24 protein-coding genes and 1 riboswitch are annotated in these 26,146 nt (G+C 71.3%); of the genes, 5 read left to right on the top strand and 19 right to left on the bottom strand.

The annotated features are described in order from the left end of the window. Positions 1 to 227: 227 nt before the first annotated feature. The 4 genes from fxsA to ACIQRL_RS23105 all read right to left on the bottom strand — a co-directional run bounded on the left by fxsA (position 228) and on the right by ACIQRL_RS23105 (position 5,054). Positions 228 to 797, bottom strand: a complete 570-nt coding sequence (gene fxsA, locus ACIQRL_RS23120; RefSeq protein ID WP_401334339.1) for an FxsA family membrane protein — start codon at positions 795 to 797, stop codon at positions 228 to 230. 290 nt (positions 798 to 1,087) lie between these two features. Beyond that, complete coding sequence (locus ACIQRL_RS23115; RefSeq protein WP_401334336.1) at positions 1,088 to 1,882, bottom strand: polyprenol monophosphomannose synthase; 795 nt, start codon at positions 1,880 to 1,882, stop codon at positions 1,088 to 1,090. A gap of 540 nt (positions 1,883 to 2,422) precedes the next feature. Further along, the gene (locus tag ACIQRL_RS23110; protein ID WP_401334333.1) at positions 2,423 to 4,039 is read right to left on the bottom strand and encodes an amidohydrolase; all 1,617 of its coding nucleotides are present in this window, start codon (positions 4,037 to 4,039) and stop codon (positions 2,423 to 2,425) included. Positions 4,040 to 4,613: 574 nt separating this feature from the next. Next, positions 4,614 to 5,054 (bottom strand): Lrp/AsnC family transcriptional regulator, encoded by a 441-nt coding sequence (locus tag ACIQRL_RS23105; protein ID WP_261709262.1) that lies wholly within the window; start codon positions 5,052 to 5,054, stop codon positions 4,614 to 4,616. A gap of 268 nt (positions 5,055 to 5,322) precedes the next feature. Here ACIQRL_RS23105 and ACIQRL_RS23100 point away from each other — a divergent pair, with 268 nt between their 5' ends. Both ACIQRL_RS23100 and ACIQRL_RS23095 read left to right on the top strand, forming a co-directional pair. Further along, on the top strand, positions 5,323 to 5,757 hold the full coding sequence (locus tag ACIQRL_RS23100) for a hypothetical protein (RefSeq protein WP_401334329.1): 435 nt from the start codon (positions 5,323 to 5,325) through the stop codon (positions 5,755 to 5,757). A gap of 405 nt (positions 5,758 to 6,162) precedes the next feature. Further along, positions 6,163 to 6,594 (top strand): hypothetical protein, encoded by a 432-nt coding sequence (locus ACIQRL_RS23095; protein ID WP_401334327.1) that lies wholly within the window; start codon positions 6,163 to 6,165, stop codon positions 6,592 to 6,594. On the opposite strand, the gene ACIQRL_RS23090 is transcribed toward ACIQRL_RS23095, so the two are convergent. From ACIQRL_RS23090 to ACIQRL_RS23065, 6 genes are all read right to left on the bottom strand, one after another. Then, positions 6,557 to 7,729 (bottom strand): acyl-CoA dehydrogenase family protein, encoded by a 1,173-nt coding sequence (locus tag ACIQRL_RS23090; protein ID WP_401334324.1) that lies wholly within the window; start codon positions 7,727 to 7,729, stop codon positions 6,557 to 6,559. The genes ACIQRL_RS23095 and ACIQRL_RS23090 overlap by 38 nt on opposite strands. A gap of 243 nt (positions 7,730 to 7,972) precedes the next feature. Further along, a complete protein-coding gene (locus tag ACIQRL_RS23085) occupies positions 7,973 to 8,632 on the bottom strand; it encodes a TetR/AcrR family transcriptional regulator (protein WP_401334321.1) in 660 nt (219 codons plus the stop codon). Between the two features lie 262 nt (positions 8,633 to 8,894). Then, complete coding sequence (locus ACIQRL_RS23080; RefSeq protein ID WP_401334318.1) at positions 8,895 to 9,041, bottom strand: SCO1431 family membrane protein; 147 nt, start codon at positions 9,039 to 9,041, stop codon at positions 8,895 to 8,897. Between the two features lie 269 nt (positions 9,042 to 9,310). After that, on the bottom strand, positions 9,311 to 10,663 hold the full coding sequence (locus ACIQRL_RS23075; protein WP_401334316.1) for a peptidase C39 family protein: 1,353 nt from the start codon (positions 10,661 to 10,663) through the stop codon (positions 9,311 to 9,313). 212 nt (positions 10,664 to 10,875) lie between these two features. Further along, positions 10,876 to 12,417, bottom strand: a complete 1,542-nt coding sequence (locus ACIQRL_RS23070) for an amino acid permease (protein WP_401334313.1) — start codon at positions 12,415 to 12,417, stop codon at positions 10,876 to 10,878. Between the two features lie 52 nt (positions 12,418 to 12,469). Beyond that, positions 12,470 to 13,426: a hypothetical protein gene (locus ACIQRL_RS23065; RefSeq protein ID WP_401334312.1), complete on the bottom strand. Its 957-nt coding sequence runs from the start codon at positions 13,424 to 13,426 to the stop codon at positions 12,470 to 12,472. A 232-nt stretch (positions 13,427 to 13,658) separates the two neighbouring features. On the opposite strand from ACIQRL_RS23065, the gene ACIQRL_RS23060 reads away from it, so the two are divergent. Then, complete coding sequence (locus ACIQRL_RS23060) at positions 13,659 to 14,312, top strand: uridine kinase (RefSeq protein WP_401334310.1); 654 nt, start codon at positions 13,659 to 13,661, stop codon at positions 14,310 to 14,312. A gap of 468 nt (positions 14,313 to 14,780) precedes the next feature. Further along, positions 14,781 to 16,646, top strand: coding sequence for an AAA family ATPase (locus tag ACIQRL_RS23055; protein ID WP_401334308.1), 1,866 nt, complete (start codon positions 14,781 to 14,783; stop codon positions 16,644 to 16,646). A 79-nt stretch (positions 16,647 to 16,725) separates the two neighbouring features. On the opposite strand, the gene ACIQRL_RS23050 is transcribed toward ACIQRL_RS23055, so the two are convergent. The 9 genes from ACIQRL_RS23050 to ACIQRL_RS23010 form a co-directional block, all read right to left on the bottom strand. Further along, positions 16,726 to 17,814, bottom strand: a complete 1,089-nt coding sequence (locus ACIQRL_RS23050) for a hemolysin family protein (protein WP_401334306.1) — start codon at positions 17,812 to 17,814, stop codon at positions 16,726 to 16,728. Then, entirely contained in the window at positions 17,811 to 19,142 is a 1,332-nt protein-coding gene (locus tag ACIQRL_RS23045) for a hemolysin family protein (protein WP_401334303.1), read from the bottom strand. Before ACIQRL_RS23045 ends, ACIQRL_RS23050 begins: the two co-directional genes overlap by 4 nt. 197 nt (positions 19,143 to 19,339) lie before the next feature. Next, positions 19,340 to 19,807, bottom strand: a complete 468-nt coding sequence (locus tag ACIQRL_RS23040; RefSeq protein ID WP_401334301.1) for a PH domain-containing protein — start codon at positions 19,805 to 19,807, stop codon at positions 19,340 to 19,342. A 14-nt stretch (positions 19,808 to 19,821) separates the two neighbouring features. Next, positions 19,822 to 20,679, bottom strand: coding sequence for an ATP phosphoribosyltransferase (gene hisG / locus ACIQRL_RS23035; RefSeq protein WP_401334298.1), 858 nt, complete (start codon positions 20,677 to 20,679; stop codon positions 19,822 to 19,824). Between the two features lie 86 nt (positions 20,680 to 20,765). Then, a complete protein-coding gene (locus ACIQRL_RS23030; RefSeq protein ID WP_401334295.1) occupies positions 20,766 to 21,038 on the bottom strand; it encodes a phosphoribosyl-ATP diphosphatase in 273 nt (90 codons plus the stop codon). 34 nt (positions 21,039 to 21,072) lie between these two features. Continuing rightward, positions 21,073 to 21,558, bottom strand: a complete 486-nt coding sequence (ribH, locus tag ACIQRL_RS23025; protein WP_328556700.1) for a 6,7-dimethyl-8-ribityllumazine synthase — start codon at positions 21,556 to 21,558, stop codon at positions 21,073 to 21,075. Between the two features lie 123 nt (positions 21,559 to 21,681). Further along, positions 21,682 to 23,019 (bottom strand): bifunctional 3,4-dihydroxy-2-butanone-4-phosphate synthase/GTP cyclohydrolase II, encoded by a 1,338-nt coding sequence (locus ACIQRL_RS23020; protein ID WP_401334293.1) that lies wholly within the window; start codon positions 23,017 to 23,019, stop codon positions 21,682 to 21,684. Continuing rightward, positions 23,016 to 23,651, bottom strand: a complete 636-nt coding sequence (locus ACIQRL_RS23015) for a nicotinamide riboside transporter PnuC (RefSeq protein ID WP_401334291.1) — start codon at positions 23,649 to 23,651, stop codon at positions 23,016 to 23,018. The genes ACIQRL_RS23020 and ACIQRL_RS23015 overlap by 4 nt, the downstream gene beginning before the upstream one ends. Further along, entirely contained in the window at positions 23,648 to 24,283 is a 636-nt protein-coding gene (locus ACIQRL_RS23010; protein WP_401334288.1) for a riboflavin synthase, read from the bottom strand. Before ACIQRL_RS23010 ends, ACIQRL_RS23015 begins: the two co-directional genes overlap by 4 nt. A 153-nt stretch (positions 24,284 to 24,436) precedes the next feature. After that, positions 24,437 to 24,567, bottom strand: a riboswitch (FMN riboswitch). Between the two features lie 365 nt (positions 24,568 to 24,932). On the opposite strand from ACIQRL_RS23010, the gene ACIQRL_RS23005 reads away from it, so the two are divergent. Then, positions 24,933 to 25,862, top strand: coding sequence for an RNA polymerase sigma-70 factor (locus ACIQRL_RS23005; protein WP_401334285.1), 930 nt, complete (start codon positions 24,933 to 24,935; stop codon positions 25,860 to 25,862). Positions 25,863 to 26,146: the final 284 nt, after the last annotated feature.

Below are 26,146 nucleotides of genomic sequence, written 5' to 3'. Positions count from 1 at the left end.
GAATGCGGGAGCGCAGTTTCCCGTACGCCACCGGAGTCCCGTTTCTCCTACGCCGGCCGGGCCCCTTCGCCGCCAGCGGTTCGGCGACTGGGCGACTCGGCGGCAAGCGGTTCGGCGTGGCGGGGTGCGGAAGGGGGTTCAGCGGGACGCGAAAGGTCCGGCGGAACCGGTGCTCGTACGTGGACCGGTGGCCCCGGTGTCCGGGGCCGCCGGGGCCGCCGCGATGGCTAGCCGTTCAGGGGCGGATAGTGGCCGCCGGGCTCGCGCGGCTCCTCGTCCCTGATGACCTCGCCCTGGACCACCTTGCCGTCGGGGCGGTGGATACGGGCCTGCTGGTAGGCGTCGCCGACCGTACCGGGCGCGGCCAGTCGCATCTTGCGCTCGAAGGCGCGCTGCCCGTAGCGGCTGAGGCCCTTCTGGACCGGCGGGACGAGCAGGAGCAGGCCGATCGCGTCGGAGATCAGACCCGGGATCATCAGGAGCAGGCCACCGAGCATCGTCAGGCCGTTGCCCCGGCCGTCCTCGCTCGTGGGCGTGACACCGCTCTGCGCCTGCTGCAGCGTCTGGCTGAGGTTCCGGAAGGCGCGGCGGCCGGCCCGCTTGATGACCACGGCGCCGAGCACGAACCCGGCGAGCAGCAGCAGGAACACCGTGAAGCCGCTCGTGGCCCGCGCGACGAGTGTCAGCAGCCAGATCTCCAGCACCAGCCACACCGCGACACCGAGCGGCAGGAAGGTGCGCAGCCGCGAGCGCCGCGGGCGGGCGGGGTGAGTGGGGGTCGGAACGCCTGTCGTCATGCTCCCAGTGTGCCTGGGCGCGCCTCAGTACGGGATAAGCGGATGATCAATCCCTGCCGCCGTCGCCCGGGGGGCCGGACGACGCGACCGCTCGCCCCGCCAGAGGCTGCTTCCCCGCCCGGACGAGGCTTCCCGGCCCGGGGGGGGCGGGCGGGGCTGTGCCGCCGGACCAATGGACGGCTCCGGGCCCCGCGCGGGCGACAGGACGGGCCTGTGAACCGCTCAGGGCGCCGGACGGCGAGCCGGTCCGGCGCCGGGCACCAGGAACCGCCCGTGAGCCGGGCCCGGTGTCAGGACTGCTTGCGACGGGCCGTGATCTTGCCGACCCGCTCGCTCACACCCCACGTGGTGACGCGCCACAGCGCCTCCACGAGGATGTCGCGGCTCATCTTGGAGTCGCCCAGCTCGCGTTCGACGAAGGTGATCGGGACCTCGACGACGTGGTAGCCGGCCTTCACCGCGCGGCGGGCCAGGTCGACCTGGAAGCAGTAGCCCTGGGAGGCGACCTCACCGAGGCCGAGACCTTCGAGGGTCTCGCGGCGGAAGGCCCGGTAGCCGCCCGTCACGTCCCGGATCGGCACGTCGAGCAGGACGCGGGAGTAGAGGCTGCCGCCGCGCGAGATGAACTCGCGGGACTTGGGCCAGTTCACCACCCGGCCGCCCGGTACCCAGCGCGAGCCGAGCACGAGGTCGGCGCCCTTGAGCGCGGTCAGCAGGCGGGGAAGTTCCTCCGGCTGGTGCGAGCCGTCGGCGTCCATCTCGACGAGCACGCCGTAGCCGTGCTCCAGACCCCAGCGGAACCCCGCGAGGTAGGCGGCGCCGAGCCCTTCCTTGCCCTTGCGGTGCAAGACCTGGACGTTCTCGTCCTCGGCCGCCAGCTCGTCGGCGAGCTTGCCCGTGCCGTCGGGGCTGTTGTCGTCCGCCACCAGAACGTGCGCCTCGGGCACGGCGGATCGCACCCGGCCGACGATCTTCTTGATGTTCTCCGCCTCGTTATAGGTCGGAATGATCACCAAGGCCGTACCGAGCGGGCCGAACTGCCTCCCCTGGGCTTTCGCCGCGAGGGTCCCGTCGCCGTCGTTCACTGCTGCCCCTTCGTGTCCATACGCAGGGGTCCACCATAGTGCGCCCACCCTGCGCCGCTGCGTCGCAGGGTGCTTACGGGGGTGTCGATTCGCCAAGAGACGGGTAAGAGCGGACGCGCCGAGGCGGACATCGCGTCCTGCGGATCGGGGCCCGGCGCCCTTCGGGCCGACCAGGGACCCGCTGGCTGCGGGTCGACCGAAAGCCGTTGTCTACTGAACGTCCGGGCCCCACCCGGGTCGCACCTGCCGACTTGTCGGAACGTTCCCTCGCCTCGCGGCGCCGGCGCTGGGCCTGGCTCCCAGTGGCGGTGCGCCGGTGCGGCACACCACCCCTGACCCAGCGGCGCTGCGAGGCCGCGCGGAAGTTCCCCGGTCGGCCGTCCGGTGGTGGACCCGGCCGAACCTACCCGCCCCCTGCGGCTGGCTGTCAACACCGGCTTGATCTGCGCCTATTCCGACAAAGCCCTGGTCAGCGCCGAGGACGCGCAGGTCGAGCAACGGGGTGCCGGGCCCTGAAGGCGACCCCGGCAGCCCGGGACATCACTCGTTAGGCCGTACGAATACCGTCCGGCCGCCGACCACGGTGCGCAGGCAGACGGGCAGGTCGTTGCCCGGGGTCAGGTCGGGCAGTCCGGGGGTGCCGGAGCGGGGGTCGGTGGACCAGCGCGCGACCCGGTCGTCGGGCGCCTGCACGACGAGGTGGCCGGTGCGCCACACGGCGTAGTCCGCGGGCGCGCCCGGCACCAGGATGCCCGCGTCGTCCCGTCCGACGGCCCGCCAGCCGCCCCGCGTATGGGCCGTGAAGGCGGCGCGCACGGACACCCGGTGCTCGGGCGTCCGGTGGAAGGCGGCGGCCCGCACGGTGCCCCACGGGTCGAGCGGGGTGACGGGGCTGTCGGAGCCGAACGCCAGCGGCACTCCGGCGCGCAGCAGGGCCGCGAACGGGTTGAGCGTACGGGCCCGCCCGGCGCCCAGCCGCTGGGCGTACATGCCGTCCTCGCCGCCCCACAGGGCGTCGAAGGCGGGCTGTACGGAGGCGGTGAGGCCGAACTCGGCGAAGCCCGCGACGGTCTCCGGGGTGAGCATCTCGGCGTGCTCGACGCGGTGCCGGGCGGCGCGCACGCGGGCCAGGCCGACCTTCTCGGCGGCGGCGCGGACGCCCTCGACCACGGAGGCCACCGCGGCGTCCCCGATGGCGTGGAAGCCCGCCTGGAGGCCCGCCTCGGTGCAGGCGACCACATGCGCGGCGACGGCGTCGGCGTCGAGGTGGACGACGCCGGTGTGATCGGCGTCGAGGTACGGCTCGTGCAGGCAGGCGGTGTGCGAGCCGAGGGAGCCGTCGACGAAGAGGTCGCCGGCCGCGCCGAGGGCGCCGAGGGCGAGGGCCTTCTCGACATCACGGTCGGCCCAGTAGCCGACGACCCTCGGTCCGGGCTCCTCGGCGGCGAGCCGCAGCAGGCCGGTGAAGTCGTCCTCGGAGGAGATCTCGGGGCCCGCGCACTCGTGCACGGAGCCGATGCCGAGCGAGGCGGCGTGGGCGAGCGCGGCCCGCTGGGCGGCGGTGCGCTGCTCGCCGCCGATCGCGCCGAGGGCAGCGGCGCGCACGGCGTGGTGGGCGTCGCGGGTCAGCGGGCCGTCGGGCGCGTACCCGGCCCGCTCGGTGACGCCGGGAACCAGGTCCAGCAGGGCACTGGTGGCCACCGCGGAGTGCACGTCGATGCGGGAGAGGTAGAGCGGGCGTCCGCCGGTCGCCCGATCGAGTTCGGCGCGGGCCGGGGGGCGGCCGCCGGGCCAGCGGGCCGCGTCCCAGCCGTGGCCGAGCAGGACCCGGTCGGCGGGACGGGCGGCGGCGAAATCACGTACGAGGGCGAGGGCCGCGTCCAGGGACGGCGCGTCGGACAGGTCGAGGCCGGTGAGCGCGAGCCCGGTGGCGGTCGTGTGCACATGTGCGTCGGTGAACGCCGGGGTGACCAGGGCCCCTTCGAGGTCCACGACCTCGTCGACCCCGTCGGCGAAGGCGTCGGCGGCTCCTTCCGAGCCGACCCAGGCCACTTGGCCCCGTTCCACGACCATGGCGGTGGCGAAGGGGTCGGCGGGGCTGTGGACTTCTCCACCGCGCAGCAGCACGGTGTCCGACGGGGCGGTGCTCTCACTCATGGGGACAGTCTCGCCTCTCCCGTCGGCCGCCCGCCGCCCGGGTGGGCACGGCGCGGCCGAGCGGGCGAATCCCCCGGCCGTCCGGCCGAACCCGCGAGCCGCCCGGACGGTCCCGCGAGTTCGCGCGGCGGGGCTGTTCGGCTGCGCGGGCAAATACCAGGGATCGCGCGGTGGGCCTGTGCGACCGCCCTCACCGACCGGGACCGCGGCGCGAGCGCGGCCGGTCTCATCGGCGGCACCGGAGGTTCCCCCGACACCGCCCGCACGGCCTGCCTCGCCGCGCCGACGGACCTGCGCGGTCACCGGAACAGGCCCCTGCAGCCGCCGTCGCGGGCGTGCCGGCGTCATCACACGGACAGGCCTGCGTGATCGCGGACCGCCCGGGCTCGCCGAGCGCCGCTCGGAGGGTCCGTGTGTGCCCCGCGCAGCTTGTCCTGGCTCGCGCGGACAGGTTCCGTGCCGTCGGCGGACGACAGTGCTCGGTCGCGCGGGCCGGCCTGCCCGGCCGTTCCGACGCCTGTGCCCCGGCGGCCTGGACCTGGCGCCCGGCCCGACGGGCAGCCGGGCCGGGCGGTCAGATGCGGGGCGGGCGGGATTCGTAGGGTGTCGACAGCACGACCGTGGTCCGCGTCGACACGCCCGCGAGCGCTCGCAACCGCCCGAGGAGTTCCTCGAGTTCGTGCGGGGTGGAGACACGCACCTTGAGAATGTAGTTCTCGTCGCCCGCGACACTGTGGCAGGCCTCGATCTCCGGGACGCCCGCCAGGCGTTCGGCGATGTCGTCGGGGGCGCTGGGGTCGAACGGTTTCACCGAGATGAAGGCGGTCAGGGGCAGCCCGATGGCCTCGGGGTCCACGACCGCGGCATAGCCCCGGATGACCCCGCGCTGTTCCAGCCGGCGCACCCGCTGGTGCACGGCGGACGTGGACAGGCCCGTGGCCTTGCCCAGGTCGGTGTAACTCATCCGCCCGTCTGCGACGAGCAGCTGCACGATCTGTCGGTCCAGCTCCTCCATGGCGCAAGAACCTACAGGGCCGTTGATCCCCTGGGATACCTCAGCGGTGCAGGTCATACCCGCTTTGTGATGTGGCTTAGAGTCTGTCGCGCGCCACCCGGCGGAGAAATTCCACCGGGCCAGGCACCTGCGGGCGGCATGTGACGAACGACACATGGATGCAACCGGGTCCGTGATGTTCACGTGATTACCGCAGAGACGGGACGGGAAGTGCTTGCTGTGGTCGAGGTCGCAGCGCCTTGTCGGCCCACCCGAGGGGGAGAATCCCATGCAGAGTCTTAAGCGCCCTGGTCGTACCGCACCCAGGCGGCAGCAGGCCGTTCTCGAGTCCGAGCCGGAGGGTGTCGAATCCGACGCCCTGGACGGCGACGAGTTCGACGCGTACGACACCTTCGAGATGTACCGGGTGATCTGCCCGGACTGCGCGCAGCCGATCGCGCTGCTGGCGGACGAGGAGATCCTGCCGGAGCACGCGCTGTGCGCCTCCCCGTGGAACCCGTTCGGGCTCACGGTCTGCTCGGGCACCGGCCGCACGGCCGACGACGCACGGCCCGCGGACGAGACCGCGGAACTCCAGGAGCAGGACACGGCCCTGCTGTTGACGCTCCCTCAGGGCCTCGACTGGCGGACGCAGCCGTTCTCCCACGTGGGCGGGCCGGGCTCGCGCCCCCTGCGCGTTCCCGAGATGCGGCGCGCCGCCTGACCGGTCGCTGCGCCCAGCGAGCGACGCCCGGTTCATCCCCGTAGCTGCCCTGCACCATGGCCGGCAGACCGCCGTGGTGCAGGACCAGTGTGTCCGGGGCCGGGTCCGGGGGAACCCGGCCACCTCACCGAAGTACGCCTGGCGGTAGGCGAGGCGCGGCGTGACGATCGCGCTGCCGCAGGACGGCGTACGGCGGCCGTCGGGCGCGTCAAATCTCCCGGAAGCCCGGGCAGTTGACGTCGTCCGGAGGGGCACGCCCCCCGACGGCGGATGTGGCGGTACGTCAGATGCGGGGCGCGGGCCGGACAACGCGCTCTCGCGCCGATCCCGCAGGGGTCCCGTCGCGAACGCACGCCCGATTCCGCGGGCGGGTGACCTGCCCGCCCGCCCGAGCGTTGCCCCGGTATGAGCCCCACACCTGCCGCGACCGGGCGCCGGCGCCGGATCATCGTCCCGGCTCCGGCGGAATCGGTTCTCTGGGCACCCCCGCCACCGCCACCCCCGCCGGTCCAGGATCCGCCCATCTACCGCGCCCTGATGCGCACCTGGGCCGACCGCGGCCGTGCGCTGCCGGGGCACCACGACCCCGAGTGGGTACGTCTCGCGGCTCCCTCGGTGATGTACGGGTACGGGCAGTTCGGCGCGCTCACGGAACCGCGGGGGGAGCCACGCTTCGTCCCGGCCCGGGAACCGCGCGGCGAGGGGCGGTTCGCCGCGTCCCGGGATCCGCGCAACGAGTTCGGCGTGAGTGCCGACCCCGGGGGCGAGTTCGGCGCGCGCCGGGACCCGCGCGCCGACCTCAGCGCGCCTCGGGACCCACGAGGTGGCGCGCGATGACCATGCGCTGGATCTGATTGGTGCCCTCGACGATCTGGAGCACCTTCGCCTCGCGCAGGTACCGCTCGGCCGGGAAGTCGGCGGTGTACCCGTACCCGCCCAGGACCTGGACGGCGTCCGTGGTGACCTTCATCGCGCCGTCCGTGCACAGCAGCTTCGCCATGGCCGCCTGCCGGGAGAAAGGCCGGCCGACGTCGCGCAGCCGTGCCGCGGCCAGGCAGAGCGCGCGGCCGGCCTCGATCCGGGTGGCCATGTCGGCGAGCATGAAGCGCAGCCCCTGGAAGTCCGCGATCCGCCGCCCGAACTGGCGCCGCCCGGTGGCGTACCCGACAGCCTCGTCCAGCGCGGCCTGGGCCACACCGGTCGCGCAGGCCGCGATCCCGAGACGCCCGGAGTCGAGCGCCGACAGGGCGATCGCGAAGCCCTGGCCCTCGTCGCCCAGGCGCCGGCCGTCGGCGACCCGCACCCCGTCGAAGTGGACCTGGGCGGTCGGTGAACCCTTCATGCCCATCTTCCGCTCGGGCGGCGAAGCGCTCAGCCCCTCGGCGTCACCGGGCACCAGGAAGGCCGTGATGCCGCGCGAGCCCTCGCCGCCGGTGCGCGCGAACACGGTGTAGAAGTCGGCCACTCCGCCGTGCGTGGTCCACGCCTTGGTGCCGGTGATCACCCAGTCGTCCCCCTGCCGCACCGCCTTCGTCCGCAGCGAGGCGGCGTCGGAGCCCGAGGCCGGCTCGGAGAGGCAGTACGCGCCCAGGAGGCCGCCGCCGAGCATCGCGGGCAGTCGCCCGGCCCGCTGCTCCTCGGTGCCGTAGTTCGCGAGGGCGTGGCAGGCCAGGGTGTGGACACTGACGCCGAGGCCCACGGTGAGGCGGACCATCGCGAGCTCTTCGAGGACCTGGAGGTAGACCTCGTACGGCTGGCCACCGCCACCGAGGCCGGAGTCGTACGGCAGTCCGAGCAGTCCGGACTCCGAGAGCAGGCGGAAGACCTCGCGCGGAAAGTGCCCGGCGTCCTCCTCCTCGGCCGCCGTGGGGGCGATCTCGCGCCGTGCGATGTCGCGGACGAGCGCGATCAGATCCCGGGCCTCGTCCGTGGGCAGTTGACGGTCCACCGGCTGCGGGGCGCGATCGGGCACGGCGACGCTCCTCCCTGTTCGGGCACATCGGCGAAGCGGCACCCGGGTGGGGTGGCGCCGCCGGGTCTCACCTGGCCCCGCCGATGCTCCCGGTCCGGATCACGGAAGCCGCCGACCGACGGCCGTGGCGCCGCGAGTATGCCCGAACGGAGGCACACTCCCACCGGACGACGACCATCTGTCGGCGGGGCGGAGCGTTGGTCCGAACCATTGACAGAGTGGTCTAGTCCTCATACTGTTCCCTCAGTTGTCCCGCCGGGCGGCGGGCGGAGCCGCGTAGGAGGGGTCGAGTTCCTCGACGGCGCGCATCGTGCCTCCGAGCATCTTCACCAGCAGTTCGCGCATCGTGTCGCGCGGCAGCGCCGGGTGACCGATCCAGTCGAGGGTGGCCCCCTCCACACTGTGCAGCCAGCCGAGCAGGGCCATGCGTGGCAGCGGCCCTATCCTGCCCCTGCCGTACGCCCCTTCGGCGATGGTCGCGACGATGGCGTCGCGCACACCCTCGCGTATCGCCTGCACTTCGGTGTCGAAACCCACGCCACCGGTGATGATCGTCCGGTAGGCGGCCTGATTGTGCTCGGCATAGCGGAGATAGCCGTCGATCGTGCGCTGGACCCGCTCCACCGGAGGCAGTTCCAGACCGTCGGCGGCCCGGGAGACCAGATCCGCGACCGAGTCCTCGACGATGGCGAGGTAGTAGCCACGCTTGGACTTGAAGTAGTAGTAGATCAGCCCCTTGGCCACATGCGCCTGCCGTGCGATGTCATCCATCGACAGTGCGTCGTACGACGTGTCGGCGAACAACTTCCGCCCGATGGCGATGAGTTCGGCGCGGCGCGCCAGTGAGCGGTCGGTGCCACGCGCCCGCGGGCGGTCGACGTCACGCTGTTGACTCTTATTCAATTTCGGCCCTGGTCTCCAACTGCCGGCGGAACATGCGCAGTATGACAGAACCATGTCGGCCGCTCATTCGGGCGCGATAGGCAGCCCGGTCGTTCCGGTCACCGGGGACGGACGGCGGCGGCCTTCCGCCGGGTGGCGGGCTCCTGATGGACCACCGGGGATCCCGGGGGGCGCATCGCGCGTCCCGGGCGGACGGCCGCGGGTCCTCCGCGGAGTGCCGCGGCTTTCCCGCCGGGCGCGGGGGCCCGGGCGCCCTGCCGTTTCAGAGCAGACCGAGCTGGGTCACCAGCATCGCCACGACCACCACGAAGGTCCAGCCCAGGACGTTTTCGAGGATCTTCGGGCCGTCGTCCTCGGGACCGCCGGTACGGGCGCCGAGGCGGGGGGCGGTGGCGGAGCTCGCGGTCATGGCATCTCGCTGACGTAGTGGTGCGGTGGCGTCCCCCGCCTTCCGTCGGCTCCCCACCGACCCGACCACCTTGCCACCGGAGCCGCTTTCACCGGTAGAGACCTGGGTCACGTCCGCGCCTCGACCGGCCTCGGATCCCGCTGGATTCCACTCGGCGGGCACCGCGTGTGGGTCTCGTCACACGTCGGCGGGCGACCGGCCGACCGGCCCCCGATGAGCGCGTTCCGGACGGGCGGGCGGCCCCCACCGCTCGGGGGCCGCCTCTCGGATCACCGGATGCCCACCGCCGCGAGTGCCTTGCGCTGCCGCGCCGAGGGATGCGCCGGGAAGTACAGGTAGCAGACCCCGCCGGTTCCGGAGACGACCTTCCCGGAGGCGTTGTAGCGCTTGGTCCGCAGCCAGATGTTCTCCCACTCGGAGCGCTTGTAGACCCGGCGCACCGCGTCGTCGCCGGGCGACGCCGGGTCGTTGGCGATCACGTCGCCGTCCGCGGTGAACCCTATGATCGTCATGAGGTGCCCCGAGGTGCCGTAACCCGCGCCCGTCAGCTCGGTCTTGAGGAACGACTGGGACGTTATGGCCGGGATGCCCGCGGCGATCAGCGTCTCCAGGTCGGTGAGCGAGCCGAGCCGGGTCACCACGCCCTGGAGGTCCTTGTAGGTCGAGGCGTAGGCGGCGTTGAAGGGCCAGTTGCCGCAGCCCGTGTACTGGTAGTCATAGGTGGAGCGGGCCGCGAGACACACCTGCGGGTCGGTGTACGCCGGGTCGACCCAGGCGAGCTGCTCCGCGGTGGGCCTGCGTCCCCAGTACTCGATGATCATCTGCGAGGACGTGGGGCTGCACCAGGCCTCGCCGCCGTTGTCGTACTCGGGGTACTGGCCGGCGTGGATCTCCTGCGAGTAGCGCGGAACCTTCAACTCCTGGGCGAGACCCGGGGTCGAGGCCGGGACGGTGAACCGGTCCGGGATGTCGGAGCCCATCGCGCCGAGCCGCCACACGGTGGGCGTGATCCTGGCGCCCGGGGTGCGGTAGAGGGTCAGGCGCAGCCGGTACGAGACGAGGCGCAGGCCGGAAGCGGCGTCGTCGATGGAGAAGGTGTCCGTCCAGATCGTGCTGCGGCCGTCGGTCTGGTCGTCCACGGAGGTGCGCCTGATGTCCTGGTCGCCGGAGGCCCAGCGGCCCATCACGTACCAGGGGGTGTCCGTGCCGTCGGAGTACGTTCCGGTCAGCTCGACCTGGAGCCAGGTGCCGGCCGGGGTGTGCGCGTTCCAGGAGGCGACGGCCTCCGTGGCGGGGACGGCGAGCCGGTGGACCGGCGAGGTCCAGGTCGCGTACTCCCAGGTGGCGGTCCTGCCGGTGTGCGGGTCGGTGTAGTCGGTGGTGCCGGCCGGTGCGGTGATCACCAGGCCGGGGCGCGCGCCCCGCACGGCCCGTGTGCCGTGCGCGCCGCCGGAGCGCCAGTCGCTGTACGAGGTCCAGGCGCGGTTGTCGACAAGTCCGCCGGGCGCCCTGGTCCGGCGGGCCGGGGCGGCGGCGGCCGACGTGCCCGCGGCCCCCACCGCCGCCGCGGCGACCGCGGCTGCCAGGACGATTCTGCGGGACGGCTGTTCGGCTCTGCTCATGGGTGGAGAACCCCCAGGTGTCCGGAACGGGCGGGCCCAATGCTCGGTTGTGCGCCAACTATGGACGCCCCGGGCCGACTTCTGCCAGCACTTCGGCCTGTGCCACGCCCACCAATATTGGTCGGGACCACTGGCATGACCTGGGACACCTCGGCCCCGGCGGGTGCCGGGGCCGAGGCGCACGGATGATCCGGGCTCAGGCGGACGGATGATCAGATGAGGTCCATGGCGGCGACCTCGTCGGGGCGGCCGTAGCTGACGGGCCCCTGGAAACGGCGGCGTGCGGTGGCGAACCACCACACCGTCGCGACGACCAGAACCACGGCCAGCGCGATCGCGGCATAGTTGAAGTTGTCCCCGGTGATCGGGGAGAACTGGGGCAGCATGAAGAGCACGCTGCTGGCGAGGATCCAGACCACGGCCACCCAGCCGACGGGCTTGCTCCAGCGGCCCAGGTTCCAGGGACCGGGCTGGAACTCGTCGCCGAGCCGCAGCCGCAGGAAGATCGGCACGGCGTAGGCCAGGAAGAGTCCGACGACGTTGACGCTGACGATGGCGGTGAACGCGGTGTGCGACCACCAGGCCGGCAGGACGAGGGCCAGGGAGCAGGCGACGGCCAGCCAGACGGCCTTGACGGGCGTACGGGTGCGCGGCGAGACGGAGTGCCACCAGCGGGAGCCGGGCATCGCGCCGTCCCGGGAGAAGGCGAAGATCTGCCGGGTGTTGCTGGTCAGGTTGGCCAGCCCGCAGAAGAGCATGGACCCGATCACGATGAGCAGAATGAACTTCGCCATGCCCATGCCAAGCCCGTCGATGAGAATCTGGACGGGCGGCGCCGAGGACTGGGCGACGCGGTCATAATCATGAATGCTGTACACCAGGGCAAGCATCAGGATGAGCCCGGTGATCGCCGAATAGCCGATCGAACGGGTGATCCCCTTCGGTGCGTTGACCGTGGCCCGCACCGTCTCCTCGGACATGTGGAAGCTGCCGTCGAAGCCGGTGAAGGTCCAGCTGGTGACGAGCAGACCGAGCATCCCTCCGTAAATCCCGTTCGTGAAACCGGTGTTGTTCGCGAAATGCGTGACGAACGAGGCCGACTGGTGATCGTCGGGCATCACGATGAGTGTGCTCACGATCACTACGAGCCCGATCAGCAGCCACCACACGGAGATCCGGTTGAGCAGGGCGACCAATTGGACGGTGTAGGTATTGGCCAACCCCTGGAGCACGATGATCAGCGCCGTGATCAGGACCGTCTGCTCGGCGGTCGGCTGGTACGAGTGCCACTGCAGGGCGACGAACGCCTGGATGAAGGTGGCGGCCGCGTATCCGGTGGCGGCCGTGCCGCCCACCTGACCCACGAAATTCAGCCACCCCGTGTACCAGGACCAGGCACCCTTGTGGCGCTTGGCGAGCTTGCCGGCGGAGAAATAGAGCGCCCCGCTGGTCGGATAGGCGGAGGCGACCTCCGCCATCGCGGCGCCGATGAAGAGCACCATCACGGAGACGCCGATCCAGCCGAACACGAGAACGCGCGGCCCGCCGGCATTCATGCCGAATCCGAAGGAGGAGAAAATACCCGAAATGATGTTGATGATGGTGAAGGAGATCGCGAAATTGTCGAACGCCTGGAATCGGCGGGTGAGTTTTCGCGGATATCCCATCGCGTGAAGCGTCGCGTCGTCGTCGAAGGCGACGGAATCCTTTCCGGCGCCGGTTCTCTGGCGTGGGGGCGATATCCGTTCTGACACAACTGACCTTTCTGTCGGGGTGGTTCAGGACGTCGGGGAGGGGGACGGGCGGTCAGCCGGCCCCCGGCACGGGGAGCCCGCAGGCGCGGCGGGCGCGGGAGAGCTGCTCCTCGGGTTCTCCGAACACGCTCCACGGCATGCGGCAGGCGTAGGGCCCCATGGCCATCAGGACCGCGCGCGCCTCGAACTCGCGCTGCGCCATGAACAGCGCGTGTGCCAGATACGCCAGGTCGAGCACGGGCGTGAAGCGGTATCCGGACGCCTCCGGCAGCCAGTTCTGGTAGATCGCGAGCGCCGTGGAACGCCACTGCGGCTGCTCCCAGGTGCGGTCGACCAGCAGTTGCGTGGGGTTGTAGCTCTCCACCAGGGCCACCAGCGGCAGCAGCCGCAGCGACGAGGAGGCGGGGGCGCGCTGGCTCAGGAAGGCGGCGACGTCCCAGGCGGCGTTCACGGAACCGCCGTAGCGCGTGAAGAAGAAGGCCAGGAACCGGTGATGACCCTCACGGTTCCACGGGTCGAGGCGGAGGATGTGCGAGAACAGCCGCCAGGGGCCGGGCGGCTGGGTCAGCAGCCCCTGCGGCGCGGGGTCACGCAGGTCGTGCAGCCGGGCCATGGACAGCCGGGCGACCCAGGGTGTGGGATCGGCCCGGTCCATCACCGCGGCCCGGTCGCAGGCCGTCAGCGCTATGCGTTCCAGGGCCTCGGCCCGGTCGTCCTTGGCGTCGGCCGCGCGTAACGCCCGTAGCACGGCCACGCGGGCCCACATCAGCGCGGCCTCGGGGGTCTGCTCCTCGGCCAGCCAGCGTTCGGCGAGGTCGGAGTCGGCGGCCTCGGAGGCGAGGACCAGGGAGCGGTGGGCCCGTAATCCGAAGTCGGCGCGGGTCTCCGACAGGGCTTCGTCGGCGCTCAGATAGCGGCCGGCCCGGACATCCGTGCAGACGCTCGCGAGTCTGCGGTCGTCGGCCGCCGGATGCCACACATACTGCCCCTCGAATAAGCCCGCGGCCATCTTCCCCTGTCCATCCCCATACGATGTCTCGCCGTTGCGCAACAGGAACCCTACTCAGCAACCCGGAGTACCGGAACGCCCTATCTGAAATACCTGGTTCCGCGGGGTCGGGAACTTTTGGAGCGGGCCCTCAAACTTCTTGAGGATTGTTCAATGAATGGTTCAATGCGGCACTACCCTGAACCCATGGATCCGCTGTCGACGGCGCCTCGATAGAATGTTCCCCAGGACTATGCCCACCTCGCACCTCACCCCGGGAAGCCCCATTCACGACCTCGTCGCGCGGCTGCGTCGACTGCCGCCCTCCTGCGGCCCCGTCCGGCTGATCGGCGTGGACGGCCACGCGGGTTCCGGGAAGACCACGTTCACCGGGGAGTTGGCGACGGCCCTGGGCGGCGCACCCGTACTGCACCTCGACGACATCGCCACCCACGAGGAGCTGTTCGACTGGACCGGGCGCCTGCTGGACCGGGTGATCGAGCCGTTCGGGCGCGGCGAGACGGCACGCTACGCCCCGTACGACTGGACCGCCCGGGAGTTCGGACCGGTCCGCGAGCTGCCGGCCGCGCCCGTGGTCCTGCTGGAGGGCGTCGGCGCGGGACGCCGCGCGCTGCGCCCGCGGCTCGCGCGACTCCTGTGGATGGAGTTGCCGCACGAGGAGGCCTGGGCGCGGGGGCGGCGACGGGACGGTGAGGCGCAGAGCGGCTTCTGGGCCGCGTGGGTCCGCGCAGAGCGCCGGCACTTCGCCGAGGACCCCACGCGACCCTTCGCGGACCAAGTGGTGCGGCAGTGCCCTGAGGGATACGAGGTGCTGCCGGGGCCCGTTGAGACGTCTGGACCGGACCATTTCCTCACTCACCGTGATGGACCACCCGCAGCGTGCTGAACTTGTGAAGACCCACTCCGGGGAAGTTGCCTCAGTCCCTCAACTCTGCTTGACCAGGGGGCCGTACAGGTCTTACGTTCTGAAGGAGCGGCCTTCGGGAGCCGCCCCGCAGTCGCGAAGCCCCCGGTTGTTCCCCCGTGATCGGGGGCTTCGTTCTGCCCAGACCCTCTCTTTCCGGACGCCGCCCGGCGTGATTCGCTCACCCTGGGTCACCGATGTGAGTGCGCCCCATCTGCTCCCACCTCGTGGAACGGGGTGTGCGGCACCCTTCGGCAGGCCCATGAACCGCAGGTACGATGCCTCTCGGCGCGACCTTCGGACGGCCGCACTGCCGCACCGCTTCAACTCCCGTCCGCGGCACAGTCGTTCGACCAGAGCTGCCGACGGGCACCGGCCCGGCGGCAAGGGGGGTGTCCTGATCCGCGAGGCACTCCCCGACCATCGGGGGCACGGTTTGTGGGGGACGTGATGGACTTCGGCACGCAGGGCCCCGAGGCCCCGGCCGACCTCGCCTGGCTGCGGGGTGTGGACGCTTACACGATGGGCGCCTACCCGCAGGCGGAGGAGGAGTTCCGCGCCGCGGTCCGGATGGACCCCGGAATGGCGGACGGCTGGCTCGGACTGCACGCGCTACGGGTGGACACGACGACCGCGCTGCTGCGGATGTTCCGGCACCGGGACCGCTTCGGCGAACAGCGCTCCCGCCACCGGCGCACCCTCAACTCCTGGTACTGGCTGGGCTGGTGGGTTCAGCCGGTGCTGGAGAGCCCGCGCGACCTGCTGCTCGCGCACGCCTCGCACTGGCTCGACGGACGTCATGTCCCCGAGCTGGACCGGGCGTTGGCCGGCCTGCCGCCGGTCGACGCGGACCACCAGGTGCGGTTCCTGCACGCGTGCCGCGCCTATCTGGTCAAGGACTGGGAGCAGTTGGTCCGGCACACCGATCCGCTGATCAACGATCCCATGCTCGGCATAGAGGCCGGACTGTTCGGTGGCATGGCGCGGGTCCGGCTGGAGATGTACGGGCAGGCCGAGCCGCTGCTGTCGTCCGCGCTGATGCGCTGCCGCAGCGAGCAGCCGCAGCGCAAGGAGCTGCGGTACTGGCTGGCCCGCGCCCACGAGGGCACCGGACGGTCCGCCGCGGCGCTGCCCCTGTACCGGGCGGTGCACCGGGTCGACCCCTCCTTCATGGACACCTCGGCGCGGCTCGCGGCCATCTCCGAGGGGGACGGGTACGACGACGCCGCCGCCGATCTCGCGGCGATCACGCTGTCCGGGATCGGACAGGACGTACTGGAGAGCCCGGACGGCATGGATCCGCTGTTCGGCTCCGAGGGGCGCGACCTGCGGCTCCCGGAGCCCGATCCGTCGCCGCCCGGTGGACTGCCGGCCCAGACCGACGGTTTCCGGGAGAAGGCGATGGTGCCGGTGCAGCCGATGCCCGCGGGACCGACGGACCCCGCCTTACTGGAGGAGGCGCTCGCCGAACTGGAGCGCATGGTGGGCCTGGAGCCCGTGAAGCGACAGGTCAAGGCGTTGTCGGCACAGCTGAACATGGCCAGGCTGCGCACCGGGCAGGGCCTCCCGGTGCAGCCGCCGAAACGGCACTTCGTCTTCTCCGGCCCCTCCGGCACCGGCAAGACCACGGTGGCCCGCATTCTCGGCCGGGTCTTCTACGCGCTCGGGCTGCTCGGCGGCGACCATCTGGTCGAGGCCCAGCGAGCCGACCTGGTCGGCGAGTATCTCGGCCAGACCGCAGTGAAGGCCAACGAGCTGATCGACTCGGCGATCGGCGGGGTCCTGTTCGTGGACGAGGCGTACTCGCTGTCCAACTCCGGCTACGGCAAGGGCGACGCGTACGGCGACGAAGCCCTTCAGGTCCTGCTGAAGCGGGCCGAGGACAACCGCGACCACCTGGTCGTCATCCTCGCCGGATACCCCGAGGGCATGGACCGCCTGCTCGCCGCGAACCCCGGCCTCTCCTCCCGCTTCACCAGCCGCGTGGACTTCCCCTCGTACCGCCCCCTCGAACTGACCTCCATCGGTGAGGTGCTGGCCGCCGAGAACGGCGACATCTGGGACGAGGAGGCGCTGGACGAGCTCCGTTCGATCGCCGGGCACGTGGTCGACCAGGGCTGGATCGACGAACTCGGCAACGGCCGCTTCCTGCGCACCCTGTACGAGAAGAGCTGCGCGTACCGGGATCTGCGGCTGTCGGGATACCCCGGCACTCCGTCGCGCGACGACCTCTCCACCTTGCGGCTGCCCGACCTCATGCAGGCCTACGGGGAAGTCCTGTCGGGACGCGGCCCGCAGGATCCGTCGGCGATGTGAGAAGGCCCCGGTCCCGCCGGAGCCGTACGACCGCCACGGGGTCGCACGGCCGCCGGGAAACCGGGGCCCACGCTCAAGGTCAGCTCGCCAGCGCCTCCTCGGGGGCCTGGCTGGGGCGCGGCTCCGCGACCCGTACCGGCGCGACGTTGCGGTGCGCCGGGTCCCGTACCTCGCCGACCAGCAGCTCCAGTACGTCCTCAAGGGTCACGAGGCCGAGAACCTTGCCGGAGGCGTCGGCGACCTGGGCCAGGTGGGTGGCCGCGCGGCGCATCACGGTCAGGGCGTCGTCCAGGGGGAGTTCGGACCGCAGGGTGGTCATCGGGCGCCACATCTGCTGCGGGACCGCACGCTCGGACTCCTCCAGGTCGAGGACGTCCTTCACATGGAGATAGCAGCCCATGAAGGCGCCGTTCTCCGCGACCACCGGGAACCGGGAGTACCCGGTGCGCGCGGTGAGCGCGACGACCTGGCCCGGGGTGACCGAGGGGTCCACGGTGACCAGTGAGCCGCTGTCGAGCAGGACGTCGGTGACCGGGCGGGAGCCGAGCTCCAGGGCGTCCTCGAGGCGCTCCTGTTCCTCGGGGTCGAGAAGACCCGCCTGTCCGGAGTCCTCGACCAGCCGGTTGAGCTGTTCGCTCGTGAAGACGGCCTCGACCTCGTCCTTCGGCTCGACCCGGAACAGCCTGAGGATCAGCGCCGCGCAGGCGCCGAGGCCCACCGTGACCGGCCGGCACACCCGGGCGAAGGCGACCAGTCCGGGGCTGAGCCACAGGGCCGTCTTCTCGGGCGCGGCCATCGCCAGGTTCTTCGGGACCATCTCGCCGATGACGAGGTGGAAGAAGACGACGAAGGCGAGCGCGATCACGTAGCCGAGGGGGTGGATCACCGAGTCCGGCAGCCGGACCGCCGCGAAGAGCGGCTCCAGCAGACGGGCGACGGTGGGCTCGGCGACGGCGCCGAGCGTCAGGGAGCACATGGTGATGCCGAACTGGGCCGCCGCCATCATCTGCGGAAGGCGCTCCAGGCCGTACAGGACCTGCCGGGAGCGCGCGGTGCCCAGCGGTTCGATCTGGCTGCGCCGTACGGACACGAGAGCGAACTCGGCGCCGACGAAGAAGCCGTTGGCGAGCACCAGCAGGCCCGCGAACAGGAGTTGGAGCGTGCTCATCGGACGGCCTCCGGTGCGAGCGCGGTCCGCACCAGGCGGACCCGTTCGGCGCGGTAGTGCCCGACCTGTCGCACGACGAGGCGCCAGCCCGGGAGCTCGGCCTTGTCACCGGGGGCCGGGATCCTGCCGAGCAGGTCGGCGACGAGGCCCGCCACGGTCTCGTACGGCCCCTCGGGCACGTCGAGGCCTATGCGCTGCAGGATGTCCACCCGGCAACTGCCGTCGGCGTCCCAGGCGGGCCTGCCGTCCTCGGGAGGAGCGGCCGCGAGCTCGGGCGGTTCGCCCAGCACGTCGTCGTGCTCGTCGCGGACCTCGCCGACGAGTTCCTCGACGATGTCCTCCAGGGTGACCACGCCGGCCGTGCCGCCGTACTCGTCGACGACGACGGCGATCGGCTGTTCATTGCGCAGCCGCTCCAGGAGCGGCTGCACGGGCAGCGTCTCCGGGACGAGCAGCGGGACCTGGGCGATCCGGCCGACGGGGGTGCGCAGCCGGTCGCGCGAGGGGATCGCGAGGGCGTCCTTGAGGTGCACCATGCCGACGATCTCGTCGATCCGCTCCCGGTAGACCGGGAAGCGGGACAGGCCGGTGGCACGGGTGAGGTTGACGACGTCCTCGGCGGTGGCCGACGACTGGAGGGCGCTGACCTTCACCCGCGGCGTCATGACGTGCTGCGCGGTGAGGTCGGCCAGCGACATGGTGCGGACGAAGAGGTCCGCGGTGTCCTGTTCCAGGGCGCCCGCGCGGGCCGAGTGGCGCGCGAGGGAGACGAGTTCGCCGGGGGTGCGGGCGGAGGCCAGCTCCTCGGCGGGCTCCACGCCCAGGGCGCGGACGAGCCGGTTGGCGACCGTGTTGAGCGCGGCGATCACCGGGCGGAAGAGACGGGAGAAGACGTGCTGCGGACCGGCGACGAAGCGGGCCACCTGGAGCGGCTTGGACACCGCCCAGTTCTTGGGCACGAGTTCGCCGATCACCATCTGCACGGCCGAGGCCAGCAGCATGCCGGTCACCACGGCGGCGCCGGACACCGCGCCCTCGGGCAGTCCGACCGCCCTGAACGGGCCGTCCAGCAGCCGGGCGAGGGCGGGTTCGGCGAGCATGCCGACCACGAGCGAGGTGATGGTGATGCCGAGCTGGGTGCCGGAGAGCTGGAAGGACAGCTCCTTGAGCGAGTCGACGACCGTGGCGGCGCGCTTGTCGCCGTCGGCGGCGGCCTTCTCGGCGTCGGGGCGCTCGACGGTGACGAGGCCGAACTCCGCGGCCACGAAGAAGCCGTTGGCGAGAATCAGCAGGAACGCCGCGCCAAGGAGCAACAGGGGGATGGTCATGCCGCCGCCTCGCTATGTCGGAAGGGGGCGGCGCAGGTACTACAGGACGATCCGTCCATCGCTGGAGGGAGTCACTCCTCGGGTAGCAGGGGGCCTCTGAGGGCCGGAGCACATCGGAGGCGGAGGCGCGATGAAAACGCCTCCGCCAACAGATTAATCAAGACATGGGCTCTCAGGGCAGAGTGGAGGGCCGAGAGTCAGCCCTGATGTTCGCCGCGGTGCCCGTCGGGCTCGCGGATGCCGCGGGCCGAGGCGAGGGCGCGCAGGGTGCGGGCGTCCTCGATGGCGCGCTGTTTGGCGATGCCCGGCTGGATGCCGAGGGCCGGCAGGCTGGTGCCGTCGCTGAGGTCGAGGAACACCCAGGGATCGCCGGGACGCAGGTTGACCTGCACGATCTCCGCCCAGTCCAGGTGCCGACGGCTCGCGATGTTGACGACGGTGACACCGCTCTCGTCGGCGACGACCTTGGGCCGGGAGAGCAGGACGAGCACGCCGAACAGGAGCGCCGCGGTGAAGATGAAGCTGAGCTTCTCCCCCGGGCCGAGTTGCTCCAGAAGCATCGCGACCGTGGTGATGACCACAAGGATCGAGGCGCCAGCGGTGAGCAGCACGGCCCGGGTGCGGGCCGGGCGGAAGGTTACGGGAAGAGAGGGAAGGTCCGACATGTCCGTGGGTCCCGTCAGAGCCGGCAGGCGTGGATGGCCGTGGTGAGGATGGCCCGCGCGCCGAGCGCGTACAGGTCGTCCATGATCCGCTGGGCCTCCTTGGAGGGGACCATGGCGCGGACGGCGACCCAGCCCTCGTTGTGCAGCGGCGAGATGGTCGGCGACTCCAGGCCGGGAGTGAGCGCGACGGCCTTCTCCAGGTGCTCGGCGCGGCAGTCGTAGTCCATCATCACGTACGTCCGGGCGACCAGGACGCCCTGGAGCCGGCGCAGGAACTGCTGCACCTTGGGCTCGGCGTCCTCGGTGCGGTCGGCTCCGACACGGCGGATGACGATCGCCTCGGACTTCATGATGGGGTCGCCGAAGATCTCCAGGCCGGCGTTGCGCAGCGAGGTGCCGGTCTCGACGACGTCCGCGATGACCTCGGCGACGCCGAGTTCGATGGCGGTCTCGACGGCGCCGTCGAGGTGCACGACGGAGGCGTCGATGCCGTGGTCGGCGAGGTGCTTGGCGACGATGCCCTCGTAGGAGGTGGCGACCGTCGTGCCGTTCAGGTCCGCGATGCCGTTCGCGGTGCCCGGCTTGGCGGCGAAGCGGAAGGTGGAGCGGGCGAAGCCGAGCGGGAGGATCTCCTCGGCGTTGGCCCCGGAGTCGATCAGGAGGTCGCGGCCGGTGATGCCGATGTCGAGGCGGCCGGAGGAGACGTAGATCGCGATGTCACGGGGGCGGAGGTAGAAGAACTCGACCTCGTTGTTCGGGTCGACGATCCGCAGCTCCTTGGACTCCCGGCGCTGCTGGTAGCCGGCCTCATGCAGCATGTCCGCCGCAGGTCCTGAGAGGGAACCCTTGTTCGGGACGGCGATGCGCAGCATGAGGTCGGCTTCCTTTGCTCGATGTTGTTCAGGAGGTGGCTGGGACAGGCGGACGTGCTCGGTGGGGGCGGTGCGGAGACCGGCCCCTACAGATGCGCGTACACGTCGTCGAGGGAGATCCCGCGCGCGACCATCATCACCTGGACGTGGTAGAGCAGCTGCGAGATTTCCTCGGCGGCGGCGTCCTTGCTTTCGTACTCGGCGGCCATCCAGACCTCTGCGGCCTCTTCGACGACCTTCTTGCCGATGGCATGAACGCCCTTGCCGACCAGCTCGGCGGTGCGCGAAGTGGTGGGATCGCCCGTGGCGGCCTTGTGCTGGAGCTCGGTGAAGAGCTCCTCGAACGTCTTATTGGACATGGTGGTCCTCAGCCTACGCGCTCGATGCCGTACCTCAGTGCCAGGGTTCGGATACTGAGCGGAGGGTGGCCGCCGTCGCCACGGCGGCCGTCACCGCCTCGTGCCCCTTGTCCTCGTTGGAGCCCTCGATGCCCGCGCGGTCCAGGGCCTGCTCCTCGGTGTCACAGGTGAGCACACCGAAGCCGATCGGGACACCGGTGTCGATGGAGACCTGGGTGAGGCCCTGCGTGACGCCCTGGCACACATACTCGAAGTGGGGCGTTCCGCCGCGGATGACGACGCCGAGCGCGACGATCGCGTCGTAGCCGCGGCCCGCCAGGACCTTGGCGGCGACCGGCAGCTCGAAGCTTCCCGGGACCCGCAGCAGGGTCGGCTCGTCGATTCCCAGCTCGTGCAGGGCGCGCAGCGCTCCGTCGACGAGACCGTCCATCACCTTGTCGTGCCACTGTGCCGCGATGACCGCGACCCGCAGGTCGCCGCAGTTGCGTACGGACAGTTCGGGTGCACCCTTGCCGCTCACGTCTCTCCTTCAGTCCCGCTGTGCTGTGTTGCCGATAGCGCTTGTGCTGCCGGTACCGCTGTGAAGCCAGTACTGCTGTGTTGCCGGTGGTGCTGTGTTGCCGGTGGTTCCGGTCGTGCGGTGTCACTGGCTCCCGCAGGCCGACACGGTGGTCGCGTCGAGCCAGGGCAGGTCGTGGCCCATCCGGTCCCGCTTGGTCCGCAGGTAGCGCAGGTTGTGCTCGCCCGCCTGCACGGGCATCGGCTCGCGCCCGGAGACCCGCAGGCCGTGCCGGACGAGCGCGTCGGTCTTGTCGGGGTTGTTGGTCAGCAGACGCAGGCTGCGGACGCCGAGGTCCTCCAGGATCCGCGCGCTCGCGCCGTAGTCCCGGGCGTCGGCGGGCAGGCCGAGTTCGAGGTTGGCGTCGAGGGTGTCCCGGCCGCGTTCCTGGAGTTCGTACGCGCGGAGCTTGGAGAGGAGCCCGATACCGCGCCCCTCGTGGCCGCGCAGGTAGACGACGATGCCGCGGCCCTCGGCCTGGATGCGTTCCATGGACGTCTGGAGCTGGGGGCCGCAGTCGCAGCGCTCCGAGTGGAAGACGTCGCCGGTGAGGCACTCGGAGTGGACGCGGACGACGACGTCCTCGCCGTCGCCGATCTCGCCGTGGACGAGGGCGACGTGCTCGACCCCGTCGGCCGTGGAGCGGTAGCCGTACGCGGTGAACTCGCCGAAGGCGGTGGGGAGATGGACCTCGGCCTCGCGGCGGACGGTGGGTGCGGCGGGGGCCGCGCCGGTCCCGGCCGTTGCCGTGCGTTCGGCGGAGCGGCGGTAGGCGATCAGGTCCTCGATGGAGATGATCGTCAGGCCGTGCTTGCGGGCGAAGGGGATCAGCTCGGGCAGCCGGAGCATCCGGCCGTCCTCGCCGGCGATCTCGACGATCGCTCCGGCCGGGCGCAGTCCGGCGAGCCGGGCCAGGTCGACGGCGGCCTCGGTGTGGCCGTTGCGGGCCAGGACGCCGCCGGGCCGGGCGCGGAGCGGGAAGATGTGGCCGGGGCGCACGAAGTCGTCGGCTCCCGAGACGCCGTCCGCGAGGAGGCGCAGGGTGGCGGCGCGGTCGGCCGCCGAGATGCCGGTGCTCACGCCGTGCGCGGCGGACGCGTCGACCGACACCGTGAACGCGGTCTTCATCGACTCGGTGTTGTCGTCGACCATCTGCGGAAGGCGCAGCCGGTCGAGTTCGTCGCCCTCCATGGGGGCGCAGATCAGCCCGCGGCACTCGCTCATCATGAACGCGACGATCTCGGGGGTCGCCATCTCGGCGGCGACGACGAGGTCTCCCTCGTTCTCCCGGTCCTCGTCGTCGACGACCACGATGGGACGGCCCGCCGCGATGTCGGCGATGGCCTGCTCGACGGGGTCGAGCGCGAAGTCCGAGGCATCTTGATCGTGCCCGGTGCTGTACCAAACCGGCGCCGTTGTCATGCCGGGGCTCCTTCCAGGACGGGCTGCCCGGCCTCACGGGAGCGCAGCCACCAGTCGCGCAGGCCCCACAGGACGAGCGCGCCGTACAGGACGTAGACGAAACCGGAGAAGGCGTAGCCGTTGGCGAAGTTGAGCGGGACACCCACCACGTCGACCAGCAGCCAGGCGAACCAGAACTCGACCATGCCGCGGGCCTGCGCGTACATGGCGACGATCGTGCCGACGAAGATGTAGGCGTCCGGCCAGGGGTCCCAGGACAGCGTCGGGTACGCCTGGAACAGGGCGCTGACCGCGAGGGTGCCCACGGCGGCGGCGCCCACCATGTACGCGCGCTCGCGCCAGGTGGCGAACCGCACGGAGATACGCCCGTCCTTGCCCTCGCCGCGGTTCCACTGCCACCAGCCCCACAGGGCGACGACGATGACGACGACCTGCTTGCCGGCGCTGCCGGTGAGGTGGCCGAAGAAGGCCATGAAGAGGACGACGCCGGAGAGGAGCTGGACGGGCCAGCTCCACAGGGAGCGCCGCCAGCCGAGCGCGAGGGCGATCAGACCGATCACGTTGCCGATCATGTCCGACCACAGGATGTGCTGGTCGAGGAGGACGAAGGCCTCGGAGTTCAGCCAGTTCACTGCCCGGCCCCCTGGACACGGGGCGGACCGGCGGGCTGCTCGCCCCGGGCGCCGAGCAGTCGCTCGACGTACTTGGCGATGACGTCGACCTCGAGGTTGACCGGATCGCCGGGCTGCTTGCGGCCCAGCGTGGTCAGGTCGAGGGTGGTGGGGATGAGGCTGACGGTGAAGTAGTCCGGGCCGGCGTCGACGACGGTCAGGCTGATGCCGTCGACCGTGATGGAGCCCTTCTCGACCACATAGCGCGAAAGGTCGGCGGGCAGCGAGATCTTGACGATCTCCCAGTTGTCGGACGGCTTGCGCTCGATGACCGCGCCGGTGCCGTCGACGTGTCCCTGCACGATGTGGCCGCCGAGGCGCTCACCCACGGCCATCGGCCGCTCCAGGTTGACGCGGGAGCCCACGGTGAGGGCGCCGAGGCTGGAACGGTTCAGGGTCTCGGCCATGACGTCGGCCGTGAACTCGTCGCCCTCGTGCTCGACCACGGTGAGACAGACTCCGTTGACGGCGATGGAGTCGCCGTGCTGCGCGCCCTGCGTGACGACGGGGCCACGCAGCCGGAAACGCGAGGCGTCGTCGAGCATCTCGACGGCGGTGACCTCACCCAGCTCTTCGACGATTCCGGTGAACACTTCCCGGGTCCTCCTGCCTCATAGGGCACGGACTCCGGGGCTGTCGATGACGACAGAATGAGCGGACCGCGGCACACCGGGAGCGACGCCGAAAGGGCACTCGTCCCGTAGGACGAGAAGCGACAAACGGCAGCGCGCACGAATGCCCGCCCGCCGCGCACTGCCTCCCATCCGGACTTTAACCGTCGGTCCAGGAATTTCACCTGGTCAACCGGCCGCTGGAAGCGACCGGGTCGCGGACTATAACCGCCGGTTCGGAATTACACCGACCCCGGAGTGCGCTGCTTCTGGTACAGGGCCAGTGTGCCACGCCCGGCCGTCGGCCATGCGTCGACAGCCCTGTGGGGTGGCTCACAGCCGATCGGCATGGACTTCCGCACGAGGGTTTCGCCGGTCAACCTCCGTGGCGTCGCGGGGCTTTGAGCCGTAGCACACGACGTCAAAATTGGTCCATACCTATTGACGCTCTGGTCTAGTCCTCTTAGTGTCCTCGATCAAGGCTGCGTGATCATTCATCGCCGGTCCCCCATGATCGACCCGGCGGCGGTGACGAAGGCCCTTGCCCCGCCGTCGGGTCCCCCAGCCGGCACCTGCGGACCCCGGGCACCCGCGCCGTCCGCGGGCGCCCGGGCTCTGCCACGCTGGAGGCGTGACGACGAGCCTGGCCGACGAGTTCGAGACGTACCGCCCACGCCTGTTCGGGCTCGCGTACCGGATGCTCGGTTCCGCAGCCGACGCCGAGGACACCGTTCAGGACGCCTATCTCCGCTTCAGCGGCGCCGACCGCGCGGAGGTCGAGCAGCCCGGGGCCTGGCTCGCCAAGGTCGTCACCAACCTCTGCCTCAACCGGCTGACCTCGGCCCGCGCACGGCGGGAGCGGTACGTGGGGCCCTGGCTGCCCGAACCGGTCGTCACCGCGGACGGCGCCCTCGGCCCCCTGGAGTCGGCGGAGCAGCGCGACGCCGTGTCCCTCGCCCTACTGGTCCTCCTGGAGCGGCTCACCCCGACCGAACGGGCCGTCTACGTGCTGCGGGAGGCCTTCGCGTACGGCCACCGGGAGATCGCCGACGTCCTGGAACTGACCGAGCCCAACTCCCGTCAGTTGTACCGGCGGGCGGTACGACGGATCGCCGCGCCGAAGGCCCGCTTCGAGGCCCCTCCCGAGCAACAGACGCGGCTCGTCACCTCGTTCCTCTCCGCTGCACGCGAGGGCGATCTGGCCGGTCTGGAGCGGCTGTTCGCGGCGGAGGTCGTCTGGTGGTCCGACGGCGGCGGCAAGGTCTCCGCGGCGCTGCGGCCCGTAGCGGGGCGCGAGAAGGTGCTGCGCTTCCTGGCCGGTGTCCTCGGCCGGGCCTCGGCGGACGGCGTCGGCCTGTCGATGACCGAGGTCAACGGCCGCGCAGGGCTGATCGTCCGCGGGCCCGAGGGCGCCGACGGGGTCGCCGGTGTCAGCGGCGTCATCGGCGTTGTCGCCTTCGAAGCCCGCGACGGTGTGTTCACGGAAGTGCGGGTGGTCATGAACCCCGACAAACTGGAGTTCGTGGGGCGTCAGCTGGCGCAGGCCCGGAACCCGGGGTGAGCGGAAGCGGCGAGAGCCGATGGGCCGGACGCCCCGCCGGACTCCGCTGTCGCTGGTTCCGCCCGTGCCGCCCGTGCCACCCGCGCGGGGTCCGTGGCCGGCTGTGCCGCGCACCCAGGGCCCGCGGCGTCCGGCAGAACCGGTCTGCGGTCATGGCTGCGCGCCGGTTGCGGTCATGGCTGCGCGCCGGTTGCGATCGTGGCCCCGCGCCGGTTGTTGTCACATCCGCGCGGGCTGTCCGGTCTCAGTCGGTGAAGGGCGCTCCACCCTGGAGTGTCCGGCGT

Origin of the sequence: Streptomyces sp. NPDC091209, assembly GCF_044757755.1 — a bacterium.
In the GTDB taxonomy this organism is placed as follows: domain Bacteria; phylum Actinomycetota; class Actinomycetes; order Streptomycetales; family Streptomycetaceae; genus Streptomyces.
Note: the sequence above shows the minus strand (reverse complement) of the source record. Positions and strands in the feature narration are given on the sequence as shown.

What these genes read in the sequence shown, in the direction of transcription:
- fxsA (WP_401334339.1), bottom strand. Translation starts at nt 797, where the DNA reads ATGACGACAGGCGTTCCGACCCCCACTCACCCCGCCCGCCCGCGGCGC.
- ACIQRL_RS23110 (WP_401334333.1), bottom strand. Translation starts at nt 4,039, where the DNA reads ATGAGTGAGAGCACCGCCCCGTCGGACACCGTGCTGCTGCGCGGTGGA.
- ACIQRL_RS23105 (WP_261709262.1), bottom strand. Translation starts at nt 5,054, where the DNA reads ATGGAGGAGCTGGACCGACAGATCGTGCAGCTGCTCGTCGCAGACGGG.
- ACIQRL_RS23100 (WP_401334329.1), top strand. Translation starts at nt 5,323, where the DNA reads ATGCAGAGTCTTAAGCGCCCTGGTCGTACCGCACCCAGGCGGCAGCAG.
- ACIQRL_RS23095 (WP_401334327.1), top strand. Translation starts at nt 6,163, where the DNA reads ATGAGCCCCACACCTGCCGCGACCGGGCGCCGGCGCCGGATCATCGTC.
- ACIQRL_RS23080 (WP_401334318.1), bottom strand. Translation starts at nt 9,041, where the DNA reads ATGACCGCGAGCTCCGCCACCGCCCCCCGCCTCGGCGCCCGTACCGGC.
- ACIQRL_RS23075 (WP_401334316.1), bottom strand. Translation starts at nt 10,663, where the DNA reads ATGAGCAGAGCCGAACAGCCGTCCCGCAGAATCGTCCTGGCAGCCGCG.
- ACIQRL_RS23065 (WP_401334312.1), bottom strand. Translation starts at nt 13,426, where the DNA reads ATGGCCGCGGGCTTATTCGAGGGGCAGTATGTGTGGCATCCGGCGGCC.
- ACIQRL_RS23060 (WP_401334310.1), top strand. Translation starts at nt 13,659, where the DNA reads ATGCCCACCTCGCACCTCACCCCGGGAAGCCCCATTCACGACCTCGTC.
- ACIQRL_RS23055 (WP_401334308.1), top strand. Translation starts at nt 14,781, where the DNA reads ATGGACTTCGGCACGCAGGGCCCCGAGGCCCCGGCCGACCTCGCCTGG.
- ACIQRL_RS23050 (WP_401334306.1), bottom strand. Translation starts at nt 17,814, where the DNA reads ATGAGCACGCTCCAACTCCTGTTCGCGGGCCTGCTGGTGCTCGCCAAC.
- ACIQRL_RS23045 (WP_401334303.1), bottom strand. Translation starts at nt 19,142, where the DNA reads ATGACCATCCCCCTGTTGCTCCTTGGCGCGGCGTTCCTGCTGATTCTC.
- ACIQRL_RS23040 (WP_401334301.1), bottom strand. Translation starts at nt 19,807, where the DNA reads ATGTCGGACCTTCCCTCTCTTCCCGTAACCTTCCGCCCGGCCCGCACC.
- hisG (WP_401334298.1), bottom strand. Translation starts at nt 20,679, where the DNA reads ATGCTGCGCATCGCCGTCCCGAACAAGGGTTCCCTCTCAGGACCTGCG.
- ACIQRL_RS23030 (WP_401334295.1), bottom strand. Translation starts at nt 21,038, where the DNA reads ATGTCCAATAAGACGTTCGAGGAGCTCTTCACCGAGCTCCAGCACAAG.
- ACIQRL_RS23020 (WP_401334293.1), bottom strand. Translation starts at nt 23,019, where the DNA reads ATGACAACGGCGCCGGTTTGGTACAGCACCGGGCACGATCAAGATGCC.